This window comes from Streptomyces gardneri (assembly GCF_006539185.1).
Lineage (GTDB): Bacteria > Actinomycetota > Actinomycetes > Streptomycetales > Streptomycetaceae > Streptomyces > Streptomyces gardneri.
On the sequence record NZ_BJMN01000005.1, the window covers coordinates 309,421 to 322,708 of the forward strand.

Genomic DNA, 13,288 nt, shown 5'->3' on the forward strand with positions numbered 1-13,288 from the left:
CGTCACGACGGATAGTCGTGACGCCCCTCCTTCGTGTCGCCCCTCAGGGGGCCGGTACGACCGGGACCTCGTGGCCCGCGGCCGGCTTCGGCACCTTCTCCGCCGGGTGCCGCCGGCTGTCCGACCACGCCGCCCAGAGGTCGGCGTAGCGCCCGCCCGCGGAGATCAGCTCCTCGTGGGTGCCGTTCTCCACGACACGGCCCGCGTCCAGGACGACCACGCGGTCGGCGGTCGCGGCCTGCGGAAGGCGGTGGGCGACCATCAGCCCCGTGCGGCCCTCCAGAGCGCGGGTCGCCGCGTCCTCCAGGACGCGGGCGCCCGCGCTGCCCGCGTCGGCCGTCGCCTCGTCGAGGATGGCGACCGGCGGGTCGGCGAGGACCAGCCGGGCCAGGGCGAGATGCTGCGCCTGCGTCACCGTCAGCCGGTGGCCGCCCTCTCCGACGACCGTCGCCAGGCCCTCGGGCAGCGCCTCCGCCCACTCCAGGGCTCCGACCTTGTCCAGGGCCGCGCGCAGTTCCTCGTCGCCTGCTTCGGGGCGCGCCAGGCGCAGGTCCTCGGCGAGCGGTCCGGCGAAGACGTGCACCTCCTGGCTGATGAGGGTCACCGCGCGCCGGACCCCGGCCGGGCCCAGCTTCCCGACGGGCACCCCGCCGAGCGTGATCGAGCCGGACGTCGCTTCGTGGACCCCGGCGATGACCTTCGCGAGGGTCGTCTTGCCCGCCCCGCTGGCGCCGACCAGCGCGACCCGTTCCCCGCTCCGTACCGCGAGGTCGATCTCGTGCAGGACCGGAGCGCCCGTGCCGTAGGCGTGGCTGAGCCCCGAGACCGTGACCGAGCCGTCCACGGGGGCGTCGGCCCCCTGCGGCGCGGGCTCGGCCGGGAGGGCCGAGACCCCCACCAGACGGGCGAAGCTCGCGCCCGCGGACTGGGCGTCGTCCAGGAGGTACAGCGTCGCGTTGATCGGGTTGAAGAGGCTGTGGAAGTAGAGCGCGGCGGCCGTCGCCGTACCGATGCTCGCCGAGCCGCCGTCGACCAGGACGAAGCCCGTGGCGAGCATCGCGGCCAGGCCGATGAACTCGGCGAGGTTCAGCCGCGAGAAGAAGCCCGAGACGAGGTGGATGCCCCGCAGGCCGAGGTCGCGCGCCGCCGCCGACCGCTCCTCCAGGAGGCCGGAGTGCGTCCCGCCGAGCCGGAAGGCGCGGACGGTCCGCGCGCCGCCGACGCTGTCGAGCAGCTGGTGCTGCAAGGCCCCGGTGGCGATGCGGTGTTCGCCGTACACGGGGGAGGAGCGGCGCATGTACCAGCGTACGGAGAAGACCTGTACCGGCGCGGCGAGGAGCGCGGCGAGCAGGAACCGCCAGTCGAGCACGGCGAGTCCGGCGAAGGTGAGCACGATGGTGAGCGCGGACCGGCTGAACTCGGGGAGCGCCTGCCGCACCGACTTGGCGATCATGGTCACGTCGCTCGTCACCCGGGAGACGAGGTCCCCGGAGCCGGCCGCCTCGACGCGTTCGAGCGGCAGCCGCAGCGCCCGCTCGATGAACTGCTCGCGCAGCGCGGCGAGCACGGTCTCGCCGAGCCGGGCGACGAGCGTGCCGCCGACTGCGGTGGCCGCGCCGCGGGCGATCGCGACGGCGATCAGCAGGACGAGCGGCACCGTCAGGGCCTGGGCCCCGCGCTGCTCCACCACCAGGTCGACGATGCGCCCGAGCAGGGGAGCGGTCAGCAGCCCGACGGCGGTCCCGGCGACGAGGACGGAGAGCGCGCCCACGGCCAGGAGCCGGTGGCCGTGGAGCATGGTGCGCAGCGCCGCCATGGACTCGGCGCCGGTGGCGGTCGGCAGGAGCGCGCGGTCCTGGGGGGTTCCGCTCATGGTCTGTTCCGTCTCCCTCGTGTCACCCGGACGGCGTGCCTCGTCGTTCGTCATGCCAGGACCGCCGCTCGGTACGTCTCGTCGGCGGCGAGCAGGTCGTTGTGGTGGCCTTCCGCCCGTACGGCGCCGTCCTCCAGGACCACCACCCGGTCCGTCACCGCGAGGAGCGCGGGACTGGTGGTGACGAGGACGGTCGTACGGCCCCGGCGGACCTCCCGCAGCCGGCGCGCGATCCGCGACTCGGTGACGGTGTCGACGGCGGTCGTCGGATCGTGCAGGACGAGCACGGACCGGTCGGCGGCGAGCGCCCGGGCGAGCGCCACGCGCTGGCGCTGGCCGCCGGAGAGGGACCGGCCGCGCTCGGCGAGGAGGGTGTCCACGCCGTCCGGCAGCAGCAGTGCCACGTCGTCGGCGGCGGAGGCGGTGAGGGCGCTGTCGACCGCCGTCGTGTCGCCGTCGGCCCCGGACCGTACGTTGTCGAGGAGGGTGCTCTCGAAGAGGTCCGCGTCGTGGTGGGCGACCAGGACCGCCCGGCGCAGCGCGTCGGGGTCGAGCCCGGTCAGGGGTACGCCGTCGAGCTCGACCGTGCCCTCGGCGGGGTCCTTCTCCCGGGCCAGGCAGAGCAGCAGGTCTGCGGCGGCCGCCGGGTCCCTGGTGACGATGCCGGTCAGGCCGCCGGCGGGCAGGTCGAGGTCCACCCCGCGCAGGGCGCCGAGCGACACTCCGCGCAGCGCGAGGTGTCCGGCGGCCGGTGTGGCCGGGACCGCCTCGCCGCCCTCGACGGCGACGGGCTCGGCGAGCACCTCGGCGATCCGCTTGGCCGACGCCCGCCCCTGGGCGATCTCGGCGTTGACGTACGTGAGGAGCTGGAACGGTCCCAGGAGGAACTGCGCCAGACCCACGGCCGCCACCAGTTCGCCGACGCTGATGCTGCCGTCCATGGCGAGATAGGCCCCCACCAGGCCGATCACGGCGATGAAGACGCCCGTCAGGGCGAGGATCGCGCCCTCGTGCCCGGCCCGGCTGCGGGCCGCGCGCAGGGCGGCCGCCAGCGAGTCCTGGCTCGTGGTGCGGTAGCGGGCGACCGCCGCCGACTCGGCGCCCATGCCCTTGAGGACGCGCAGACCCGAGACGAGGTCGGCGGCGACGCCCGAGGCGTGGGCGGCGCGCTCCTGCTCGGTCTCGCTGCGCCGCTCCAGCGGGCGGCTGATGCGGTGCCCGAGCCAGAGCAGCGGCGGGATGCCGAGCAGGACGAGCAGCCCGAGCGGGACGGAGATCCGCAGGAGGGCGACGGCGCTGATCACGAGGGCCGCGACCGCCGACACCCCGTACGCGATGGCGGTCGCCACCGAGCCGACCCGGCGGGCGTCGTTGGTGGCGATGCTGGTGAGGGCGCCGGGGAGGCGGTTCGTCTCGGCGCCGCCGCGGGGGTCGAGGACGCGCGCGGCCAGTTCGAGCCGGAGGCGGTGCGCGGCCTGCTCGCCCGCGCCCTCGGTGATCCGCGCGCTCGTGCGGTAGCACGTGGAGAGGACGAGGAAGAGGGCCGCGAGGACGACGAGCCAGCGCAGCAGGGACTCGGAGGAGCCGGTCGCCACCGCCGAGTCGATGATGACGCCGATGACCACCGGGACCAGGGCCTCGCAGCCTTGGTGGGTCATGCCGAGCAGGGATGCCGCGATGATGCGCGGGCGTTGCCCTCTGATCGCTCGACCGAGGACAACTGCCCCTGTCGGTACGCCCGTTGGCATGTGGCTCCTCCGCGGAGAACGAGTGAATGGTTAGGTAAGCCTACTCTGACCTGTCGAGCGTTGACCGGCCGTGCGCCTTCGGTTAGCCTCACCTAAGTACCGGCTCGTCAGGTCGCGTACCGCGGGGTTCACCCCACGCGTCAACTGCCGCCAGGGGAGCTGTCGTTGTCCGTCCAGTCCCGCGAACAGGTCGGGAAGGCCGTCGACGCCGCACCCCACTCGGGCCGCACCGGGGCCACGCTCCGGAGCCTCGGCCTCCTGCTCGGCGTCGCCGCCCTCGTCCTCGTCTCGCTCGTCAGCGTCTGGGTCGGCACCCGAGGCATCCCCTTCACCGCCACCTGGCACGTCCTGTGGAACCCCGACGGCTCGGAGACGTCGGTGATCGTCCATGACTACCGCATCCCGCGGACCATCCTCGGCATGCTCGTCGGCATGGCGCTCGGCCTCGCCGGCGCCCTCATGCAGGCCCTGACCCGCAACCCGCTCGCCGACCCCGGCATGCTCGGCGTCAACCTCGGGGCCTCCGCCGGCGTGGTGGTGGCCATCGCCTTCTTCGGCGTCGGGGCACCCCTCGGATACGTCTGGTTCGCGCTCGCGGGCGCCGCCGCCGCGTCCGTCGGGGTCTATCTGCTGGGCTCCTCCGGACGGAAGCTCGCCTCGCCCGAGCGGCTCGTCGTCGCCGGCGCCGCCGTCACCGCGGTGCTGTACGCCTTCAACTGGGCGATCCTGCTGCTCGACCCCAGGGCCTTCGACCAGTTCCGCTTCTGGACCGTGGGCTCCCTCGCGGGCCGCTACTACGACGTCGTCCTGATGGCCCTGCCGTTCATCGGGGTCGGCCTGGTCGTCGCCCTCGTCCTCGCTCCCTCGCTCAACGCCCTGGCCATGGGCGACCAGATGGGCCGGGCCCTCGGCGTGAACGTCGGCCGCACCCGCGCCCTCGGCGCCGTCGCGGTGATGCTCCTGTGCGGCGCCGCGACCGCCGCCGCCGGACCGATCGGCTTCGTGGGGCTCGCCGTCCCGCACGTCGCCCGCTTCGTCGTCGGCCCCGACCAGCGGTGGGTGTTCGCGTACTCGATGCTCATCGCCCCCGTCCTGCTCATCGGCTCCGACGTCCTCGGCCGGATCCTCGGCGCCCCCGGCGAGGTGCAGGTCGGCATCGTCACCGCGTTCATCGGAGCGCCCCTCTTCATCGCCCTGTGCCGCCGCCGAAAGCTGGTCATGCTGTGACTGCCGTACGGGAGGCGAAGTCCTCCGGACCTCCGCCCGGCTCCGAGGGCGGGTCCCGCTCCGACGCCACCTCCGCCCCGGCCCCGTCCCGTGTCGTCAGCGGCCGGGTCGTCCGTACGCCGTCGGGAGCCGTCTCCCTGCTCGTCCGGGGCCGGACCGTCGCCGTCACCGCCGCCCTCCTCGTCGCACTCCTCGCCGTCGCGGGCATCACGCTCACCACCGGAGACTTCGACCTCACCGTCGGAGAGGTCCTCCAGGCGCTCACCGGCAACGGCTCGGGCATCGCCGACTTCGTCGTCAACACCCTGCGCATGCCCCGGCTCCTGACCGCGCTCTGCGTCGGCGCCGCCCTCGCCGTCAGCGGGGCCATCCTGCAGAGCGTCACGGGCAACCCCCTGGGCAGCCCCGACATCATCGGCTTCACCAACGGCTCCGCCGTGGGCGCGCTCGTCGTCATCGTCGTGCTCCACGGCAGCATGACGCAGATCGCGCTCGGCGCGCTGGCCGGCGGCCTCGCCACCGCCCTCGCCGTCCACCTCCTCATGCTCGGGCGGGGCATCCAGGGGTTCCGGCTGGTCGTCGTCGGGATCGGCGTCAGCGCCCTGCTGCTCGCCGTGAACTCGTACCTGATCACCCGGGCCACCTTCCAGGAGGCCCTGGAGGCGCAGGCCTGGCTCATCGGCAGCCTGGGCAACCGGCTCTGGACGCACGCCACCGCCATCGGGATCGCCGTCGCCGTTCTGCTGCCGCTCGCCTTCCTCCTCTCCCGCCGCCTCTCCATGGTGGAGATGGGCGACACCACCGCCATGGCCCTCGGCGTCGACGTGGCACGCACCCGCACCCTGCTCCTCGTCATCAGCGTCGCCCTCGCCGCCTTCGCCACCGCCGTCACCGGCCCCATCTGGTTCATCGCCCTGGCCGCGCCCCAGGTGGCCCGCAAACTGACCCGCTCGTCCGGGCCCGCCCTGCTGCCGTCCGCCCTCATGGGCGCGGTCATGCTCGCCCTGAGCGACCTCGCGGTGCAGCGCCTCTTCGCCCCCGCGCTCCTCCCCGTGGGCACGGCGACCGGCTGCGTCGGCGGGCTCTACCTCATCTGGCTACTGGTCACCGAGTCGCGAAAGAGCCGCGCATGACAGCAACAGCGAAGCGTCCGACGAGCGGATCGACGAGCGGACAGGCGACCGGGCCGGGAACCGGAACGGCGACCGTGCCGGAGACCGGGTCGGCGAACCCTCCCGCCTCCCGCCTCCGCGCCGAGAACCTGACCCTCTCCTACGACCAGCGGACCGTGGCCACCGGTCTCGGCGTCGAGATCCCCGACCGCTCGTTCACCGTGATCATCGGCCCGAACGCCTGCGGCAAGTCCACGCTCCTCACCGCCCTCGCCCGGATGCTCAAGCCCCGCGCCGGACAGGTCCACCTCGACGGCCGCGCCATCGGCTCGTACCGCTCCCGCGAGGTCGCCCGCCGCCTCGGCCTGCTCCCGCAGTCCTCCACCGCGCCCGGCGGCATCACCGTCGGGGACCTCGTGGCCCGCGGCAGGTACCCGCACCAGGGCATGCTCAAGCAGTGGTCCGCCGACGACGAGGCGGCCGTCGTCGAGGCGATGCGCCAGACCGGCGTCCTCGAACTCGCCGACCGGCCCGTCGACGACCTCTCCGGCGGCCAGCGCCAGCGGGTGTGGCTGTCCATGGTCCTGGCCCAGCAGACCTCGATCCTCCTGCTCGACGAGCCGACGACCTTCCTGGACATCGCCCACCAGGTCGAGGTCCTCGACCTGTGCGCCGAACTCCACGCCCGCCGGGGCCACACGGTCGTCGCGGTCCTCCACGACCTCAACCAGGCGTGCCGCTACGCCACGCACCTCATCGTGATGCGGCCCGGGGGCGTGATCGCGGCCGAGGGCGACCCGTCGACCGTCATGACCGCCGAGCTGGTCGAGGACGTCTTCGGCCTGCCCTGCCGGATCATCGACGACCCGGAGACGGGGACCCCGCTGATGGTGCCGGCTGCGCCCAAGCGGTACGCGCCCACGACCGGGGCCACCGCCCTCGCCCCGACCACCTGACGCCGACACCGACGCCGACAACGATCCGGACGGACCGACCATGCTCTGTACGAGGCTGACGAACGCGCACATCCTCACGATGGACCCGGACCACCCCGTCGCCCACGACCTCGGGATCTGGCGCGGCCGGATCGTCGGTCTCGACGAGGCCGTGACCTCGCTGCCCGCCCGCGAGGTCGTCGACCTCCAGGGCGCCACCGTGCTGCCCGGCTTCATCGACAGCCATGTGCACCTGGCGTGGGCGGGGCTGAAGGCGAACACGCCGAACATCGCCCCGTGCGAGCGGGTCGAGGACGTGCTCGCCGTCGTCGCGGACGCCGTCGAGCGCAAGCCGCCCGGCGCCTGGGTGGACATCGCGGGCTACGACCAGCGGGCCCTGGGCCGGCACCTCACCGCGACCGAGCTCGACCGGGTCGGTCGCGGACGCAGACTCTTCCTCATGCACGACTCCGGCCACGCCTGTGTCGTCAACAGCGCCGTCCTGGAACTCCTGCCGGCCGACGTGCCGCACCAGGACGGGTTCCTCGTCGAGAGCGCCATGTCCGCCGTGCGCCGCCTCCGGTTGCCCTACTCCCAGGAGGAGATCGCCGACGCGGTCGAGCTCGCGGCCCGCGCCTGCCTCGCCGAGGGCATCACCGCCGTCGCCGAGGCGGGCATCGGCGGCGGACTCCTCGGCCACAGCCCGGTCGAGCTCGGCGCCTACCAACTCCTCCGGGACCAGGGCCGGCTGCCCCTGCGGGTCCAGCTCATGGCCGCGGGCGACACCCTGCACCCGCTCGGCGCGCACCGCGACGACGGCATCCCCCGCGCCCTCGACCTCGGCCTGCGGACGGGCTTCGGCGACGACTGGCTGTCGCTGGGCGCGCTCAAGATCTACACGGACGGCGGCATGATGGCCCGTACGGCCGCCCTGACCGCCCCGTACGAGGGGATGTCCCACACCGGCCAGCTCCAGGACGACCCCGAGCGGCTCGGCCGGATGATCGTGGACGGCCATCTCGCGGGCTGGCAGCTCGCGGTCCACGCCATCGGGGACCGCGCCGCCGACCTCGCCCTCGACGCCCTGGAGCGTGCCCAGGAGCTGCGGCCCCGCCCCGACGCCCGGCACCGGATCGAGCACGCGGGGCTGATCCGGCCCGACCAGCTGCCCCGTTTCGCGCGCCTCGGCCTCAGCGCCGTGATCCAGCCCAACTTCCTGCGCTCCTTCGGCGACGACTACGCGCAGATCATGGGGGAGCGGCGGGCGCCGTGGATGTACCGGGGCCGGGGCTTCCTGGACCACGGCGTCACCGTCGCCGGCAGCTCGGACCGCCCGGTCACGGACGGCTCTCCGCTGCGGGCCGTGCAGTTCATGGTCGAGCGGGCCTCCCTCTCCGGCCGCCGGATCGGCCCTGACGAGGCGGTGACCGTCGACGAGGCCCTGCACGCCTACACCGTCGCGGGCGCGTACGCCTGCCGCTGGGACGACACCGCCGGCAGCCTGAGCCCCGGCAAGCGCGCCGACCTCGTGGTCCTCGCGGACGACCCGCGGCGCGTCGATACGGCCCGGATCGGGGACATCGAGATCGTGGCGACGTACGTGGACGGTCGGCGCGCTCAGGAGACCAAGGCCTGAAAGCCGACCGGCGGCGGGCCGGGAAGCCGGACCGGCCTCAGGGCCTGGACGTCGGCTCGGCGACCTCGCGGAGGAGCCCGGCGCGGTCGATGGCGTCGCTGCCGGTCGCCGGCACGGTGCACGCGTAGGCACCGGCCACCGAGCCGTACAGCGCGCAGCGGTCCAGGTCCTCGCCGGTCAGACGGCCGAAGAGGAAGCCGGCGGCGAAGGCGTCTCCCGCGCCGTTGGAGTCGACCACCGGGGCGCGCGGCGTGACGGCGGGGATGTGCGCGAGACCGTCGGCGGTCAGCAGGTACGCGCCCTCGGCCCCGGCGGTGGCGACCACGGCCTCGGCCCGCCCCCGCTCCAGGATGCGGCGCATGGTCTTCTCCTTGTCCGCGAGGGCGGTGGCGGAGACGAAGACGATGTCGGCGCCGTAGGCGAACGGCTCGTGATAGGGGTTCTCGCCGTCCCAGTTGTGCAGGTCGGTGGAGATCGTGAGACCCGCCTCGCGGAGCAGGGGCAGGGCGAAGGCGCACGGGTGGGTGATCGAGACGTGCGCGTGCCGGCTCGCCGCGGCCAGGGAGCGGACCAGCTCCTCGGGGAGCCGGTCCGACTCCCGGGAGCGGCTGTCGTCGTAGAGCGAGAGGCGCCGGCCGTCGGGGGAGACGAGGTTGACGGCCCGCTTCGTACCGCCGGGCAGGGGCACTTCGGTGAAGTCGATGCCCCGGTCGCGGTGGAAGGCGCGGACGAGGTCGCCGTACGGGTCGTCGCCGATCATGTCGAGGTGGTGCGTCCGCAGGCCGAGGGAGCTCAGGCCCAGGGCGACGAAGTCGCCGGTCTGCCCGGCGCGGGCCTCGATGCCCGGCCGGATCATGTAGCTGTCGGCGTACGGCAGGGGCAGCTCGGGGACGTACACGATCGTGTCGACCCCCGCTCCGCCCAGGACGAGGACGTCGTACTCGCTGGTCATCGCTGTTCCTCTCGACGGGATCGCGGTGGTCGGAGGGGGGTGGCACAACTCCCGCCGAACGGACGCGAGTCAAGCAGCCGGCGCAGGGTGATGCAAGAACTTGCGGCAAATTTCAGCAAGTTGTCGCGGTGCGGTGCGGGGCGGCTCGGCTCGACTCAGAGTCGTTCAACTCGGTTCAGTTCGGCTCAGCTCAGGACCAGCAGCACCGCCAGAGCCATAAGGAGGGAGTCGATCCGGTCCAGCAGCCCGCCCGAGCCGGCGAGCCACCGGCCGGCGTCCTTCGCGCCGGCACCGCGCTTGACCATCGACTCCAGCAGGTCCCCGAGCGGGCCGCCGACCGCCACGGCCACCGCCGTCTGCCACGTCAGGGACGACAGCACGGCGAGCGTCCCGAGACCGGCCGCAGCCCCGGCGAGCGTGCCGCTCCACCGCTTGGCGGGCGACAGCGGGGAGAGCCGGGGGCCGCCGAACCGGGGACCCGCCGCGTACGCGACGATGTCGGCGATCGACACGGCCACGAACAGGACGAGCCCGAGGGCGCCGGACGGCACGAGACCGGCCAGGACGCCCAGCCAGACGAGCCCGAGCAGGCCCGCCCCCAGGCGACGGAGCCCGTGCTCCGCGTCGCCCGCGAGCAGCGGCACCCCGGCGATCGCGAGCGCCCCGACGGCCCCCACCCGGAGGACCTCTTCGGGGGCCAGCCAGGCGGTCAGGACGAGCGCGACGACCGCCGCGCCGAGCACCGCCCGGTCCACCAGGGCCAGTCGCAGCAGCCCGCCGTACTCCGCCACGGCGACCACCGCGACCACGGCCGCGAGCACCGCGATCCCCGCCGGACCGAGCCAGAACGCGGCGGTGACCAGGGGCACTCCGAGCGCCCACACGCACCACCGGATCATCAGCTCGCGTCGCCGGGTCGCCACCACCGCGAGCCCTCCGGCCGCCAGCGCCCCGCCGAGGTACGGCACGAGACCGGCGACGGTCGTCGTCACAGGCCGCCCTGCCCGCCCGCCGCCACCGGCGCGACCGTCTCCGCCCCCAGCGCCTCCAGGGCGCTCCGGCACGCCGCGACGATCCGCGCGTTCTCCACCCTGTCGCGGACGGCGACGCGGAAGGTCCGTCCCTCGTACGAGGGGGACATCGGCGACAGGTCCCGCAGGTACACGTCGTGGCGGCGGCACTCGCCCACCAGCCGGGCCGCGCTCGGCCCGCCCCGCCGCAGCGTCACCGTGAGGAAGTTCGACACGCCCTCGTCGACCGAGGAGAAGCCGTCGAGCTCCAGGAGACCGGCGGCGAGTTCACGGCGCAGCACCGCGGTGCGCGCCCAGCGCTCCGCGTAGTACGCGGGATCGCGCAGCGCGGTCACGGCGGCCAGTTGGGCCGGCAGGCTGACCGGCCACGGCGGCGTCCAGCGGCGCAGCTCCGCGGCCGTCTCCGGGTCGGCCACCAGATACGCGGCCCGCATCCCCGACAGCGCGTACATCTTCGACAGCGACGTGCAGACCACGACCCGGGGGTCGACCGAGGCGAGTCCGGCCAGCGAGTCCGCCGGATCGACGTAGCCCAGGTACGCCTCGTCGATCCACCACCGGGTCCGCGCGGGCGTGTCCGCGATCACCGCGCGCAGCGCGTCGGCGGGGGCGTGGCGGCCGGTCGGATTGTTCGGGTTGACCACCACCACGAGGTCGTACCGTCCGCTCCGGGTCGCGGCGGCGAGCCGGGCCGGATCGAGCAGCCAGCCGTCCTCCCGGCGCAGCCGGAGCCGGTCGACCTTGCAGCCGATCACCCGCTCGGTGACATGGGCGTACTCGCCGTAGCTCGGGTCGAGGAGGAGCACCCGGCTCGTCGGCGTGAGCCACCGGCCGAACGCGCGGAAGATCAGGTCGGACGAGCCCGCGCCGACGGCCAGCGACTCCACCGGCAGCCCGCGGACCTCGGCGATCTCCGCGAGCAGTCCTTCCGCGCCGGTCGGGGGCGAGGTCCGGGCCGCCCACCCCGGATCCTCCGACAGGACAGCGCGGACGTCCGGGGACGGCGGGAACCAGGCGTCCAGCACGTCGGCCGGGACGACCTCGTGACGACGGGGCAGTGTCCGGAAGTCCGTACCGATGGCCGAGAAGAAGGCGCCGCCGTGCTCGCAGCCGTCAGCGCGCGGCGCGAACGGCACGTCCAACCGCCAGTCGAGGCCCGCCCGCAGTCGCTCCAGCGTCCGGCCGTGGCGCTCCCCGACCGTCCTCGTCAGCTCGGCCACGGAGCCGCTCAGCACCTCGAACGAGACGGCGCCGGAGCGGACCGTGCGCCCCACCGGCCGCAGCCCGGTGGCGAGGTACATGTCGAGCAGCTCCGTGCGTCCCATCGCCACGACCCGGCGCCCGCCCCGCGCCGCGACCCAGCGCAGCGCCGCGTACATGAGGAGCGGCGCGGCCGCTGTCGACCTCCACCGCTCCTCGACCGTCAGGACGCGGATCTCGAAGGGGGCCTCCTCGGTCAGGACAGGCAGCTCCTCGCGCGTCAGGTACTTGTCAAGACCGTAGCGGCCGACCCACGGCGGGGTGAGACTGACGAACCCGATCCGGGTCTCCCCGCGCGCGGCCACGAGATAGACGTTCTCGCCGTCGAGCCCGTCGCTCAACCGCCCCGAGGGATCCACCGGATGCTGTCCGAGCTCCTCCGCGTACACACGATGGCGGAGCTCGTGGATCCAGTCGCGATCCTGCGGAGTGGCGGTGCGCAACTGCAAGACGCGCCCCATGTGTTCCGTTCCGTTCGTGCGGTCCATGCGTGTCCCCCGAGGAAGATCCAATGTCCGCGCACCAGCATGGGGGAGTCCGGCCGAAGACACCTGAGTACGCGTACTCACGCCGGTGACGGAGGAGTCGGGGTCCGTCGGCCGTCGGCCGTCGGGATCAGAGGCCGAGGAGCCGGACGGCGTTCTCCTTGAGGATCAGCGGCCGGACCTCGGGCTTGATGTCGAGCTTCTCGAAGTCGGCCAGCCATCGGTCCGGGGTCACGACGGGGAAGTCCGAGCCGAACAGCACCTTGTGCCGGAGGAAGGAGCCGGCGGCCCTGACGAGCTGCGGCGGGAAGTACTTCGGCGACCAGCCCGACAGGTCGATGTGGACGTTGGCCTTGTGCGTGGCCATGGAGATGGCCTCGTCCTGCCACGGCACCGACGGGTGCGCCAGGATGATCGTCAGGCCGGGGAAGTCGGCGGCGACGTCGTCCAGGAGCATCGGGTCCGAGTAGCGCAGCTTGATGCCGCGCCCGCCGGGCAGGCCCGCGCCGATGCCGGTCTGCCCGGTGTGGAACAGCGCGGGGACGCCCAGCTCCTGGAGCGCCTCGTAGAGCGGGTAGAGCTCGGGCGTGTTCGGCGCGAACGCCTGGAGACTCGGGTGGAACTTGAAGCCGCGGACGCCGTGGTCGAGGACGAGCGCGCGGGCCCGGTCGACGGCGTCGGGACGGTGCGGGTCGACCGAGCCGAACGGGATGAGGACGTCGGGGTGTTCGGCCGCGGCGGCGGCGATCTCCTCGCTGGACAGGCCCGGGTGGCCGAGGCCCGTCGTGGCGTCCACCGTGAAGATCACGGCGGCCATCCGGCGCTCGCGGTAGTGGGCCGCGAGACGCTCGACGGTCGGAGTGCGGTCCTGGCCGGACCTGAAGTACGCGGCCGAGGCGTCCATCAGCTCGGCATCGAGCGCGAGATGGCCGTGGGCGTCCTGCTCGACATGGACGTGGAAGTCGATCGCCGTCAGCTCGGCGGGGTCGAGGGGGGTCCGGCCAGTCAGGGGGGTCTGGGGGTTCATCG

General features: G+C 73.8%; 10 protein-coding genes. 4 read left to right on the forward strand and 6 right to left on the reverse strand.

Features of this window, described 5'->3' with window-relative positions; all coding sequences use genetic code 11:
• Nucleotides 1-43 precede the first annotated feature (43 nt).
• Entirely contained in the window at nt 44-1,873 is a 1,830-nt protein-coding gene (locus SGA01_RS03785; RefSeq protein WP_141293255.1) for an ABC transporter ATP-binding protein, read from the reverse strand.
• 50 nt (nt 1,874-1,923) lie between these two features.
• The gene (locus tag SGA01_RS03790; RefSeq protein WP_141293257.1) at nt 1,924-3,621 is read right to left on the reverse strand and encodes an ABC transporter ATP-binding protein; all 1,698 of its coding nucleotides are present in this window, start codon (nt 3,619-3,621) and stop codon (nt 1,924-1,926) included.
• A gap of 159 nt (nt 3,622-3,780) precedes the next feature.
• Between SGA01_RS03790 and SGA01_RS03795 the strand changes: the two genes are divergently transcribed.
• Genes SGA01_RS03795 through SGA01_RS03810 form a run of 4 tightly spaced genes read left to right on the forward strand, consistent with a single transcriptional unit; the run spans nt 3,781 to nt 8,531 of the window.
• Nucleotides 3,781-4,848, forward strand: coding sequence for a FecCD family ABC transporter permease (locus SGA01_RS03795; RefSeq protein WP_371865998.1), 1,068 nt, complete (start codon nt 3,781-3,783; stop codon nt 4,846-4,848).
• Complete coding sequence (locus SGA01_RS03800; protein ID WP_141293259.1) at nt 4,845-5,981, forward strand: FecCD family ABC transporter permease; 1,137 nt, start codon at nt 4,845-4,847, stop codon at nt 5,979-5,981. The genes SGA01_RS03795 and SGA01_RS03800 overlap by 4 nt, the downstream gene beginning before the upstream one ends.
• Nucleotides 5,978-6,916 (forward strand): ABC transporter ATP-binding protein, encoded by a 939-nt coding sequence (locus tag SGA01_RS03805; protein WP_229917927.1) that lies wholly within the window; start codon nt 5,978-5,980, stop codon nt 6,914-6,916. The genes SGA01_RS03800 and SGA01_RS03805 overlap by 4 nt, the downstream gene beginning before the upstream one ends.
• A 40-nt stretch (nt 6,917-6,956) precedes the next feature.
• Nucleotides 6,957-8,531, forward strand: a complete 1,575-nt coding sequence (locus SGA01_RS03810) for an amidohydrolase (protein WP_141293261.1) — start codon at nt 6,957-6,959, stop codon at nt 8,529-8,531.
• Between the two features lie 37 nt (nt 8,532-8,568).
• Here SGA01_RS03810 and SGA01_RS03815 read toward each other — a convergent pair whose 3' ends face one another.
• From SGA01_RS03815 to SGA01_RS03830, 4 genes are all read right to left on the reverse strand, one after another.
• Complete coding sequence (locus tag SGA01_RS03815; RefSeq protein WP_141293263.1) at nt 8,569-9,483, reverse strand: adenosine kinase; 915 nt, start codon at nt 9,481-9,483, stop codon at nt 8,569-8,571.
• Nucleotides 9,484-9,668: 185 nt separating this feature from the next.
• Entirely contained in the window at nt 9,669-10,409 is a 741-nt protein-coding gene (locus SGA01_RS03820) for a phosphatidate cytidylyltransferase (RefSeq protein ID WP_141293496.1), read from the reverse strand.
• Between the two features lie 62 nt (nt 10,410-10,471).
• On the reverse strand, nt 10,472-12,235 hold the full coding sequence (locus SGA01_RS03825) for a pyridoxal phosphate-dependent aminotransferase (protein ID WP_141293265.1): 1,764 nt from the start codon (nt 12,233-12,235) through the stop codon (nt 10,472-10,474).
• A 154-nt stretch (nt 12,236-12,389) separates the two neighbouring features.
• Nucleotides 12,390-13,286 carry an amidohydrolase family protein gene (locus tag SGA01_RS03830; protein ID WP_141293498.1) on the reverse strand — a complete coding sequence of 299 codons (897 nt, stop codon included), beginning with the start codon at nt 13,284-13,286 and terminating at the stop codon, nt 12,390-12,392.
• Nucleotides 13,287-13,288: the final 2 nt, after the last annotated feature.

Bases quoted from the DNA above. Each gene is read 5' to 3' on its own strand.
- SGA01_RS03810 (WP_141293261.1), top strand. From the start codon at position 6,957: ATGCTCTGTACGAGGCTGACGAACGCGCACATCCTCACGATGGACCCG.
- SGA01_RS03805 (WP_229917927.1), top strand. From the start codon at position 5,978: ATGACAGCAACAGCGAAGCGTCCGACGAGCGGATCGACGAGCGGACAG.
- SGA01_RS03785 (WP_141293255.1), bottom strand. From the start codon at position 1,873: ATGAGCGGAACCCCCCAGGACCGCGCGCTCCTGCCGACCGCCACCGGC.
- SGA01_RS03825 (WP_141293265.1), bottom strand. From the start codon at position 12,235: ATGGGGCGCGTCTTGCAGTTGCGCACCGCCACTCCGCAGGATCGCGAC.
- SGA01_RS03790 (WP_141293257.1), bottom strand. From the start codon at position 3,621: ATGCCAACGGGCGTACCGACAGGGGCAGTTGTCCTCGGTCGAGCGATC.
- SGA01_RS03830 (WP_141293498.1), bottom strand. From the start codon at position 13,286: ATGAACCCCCAGACCCCCCTGACTGGCCGGACCCCCCTCGACCCCGCC.
- SGA01_RS03815 (WP_141293263.1), bottom strand. From the start codon at position 9,483: ATGACCAGCGAGTACGACGTCCTCGTCCTGGGCGGAGCGGGGGTCGAC.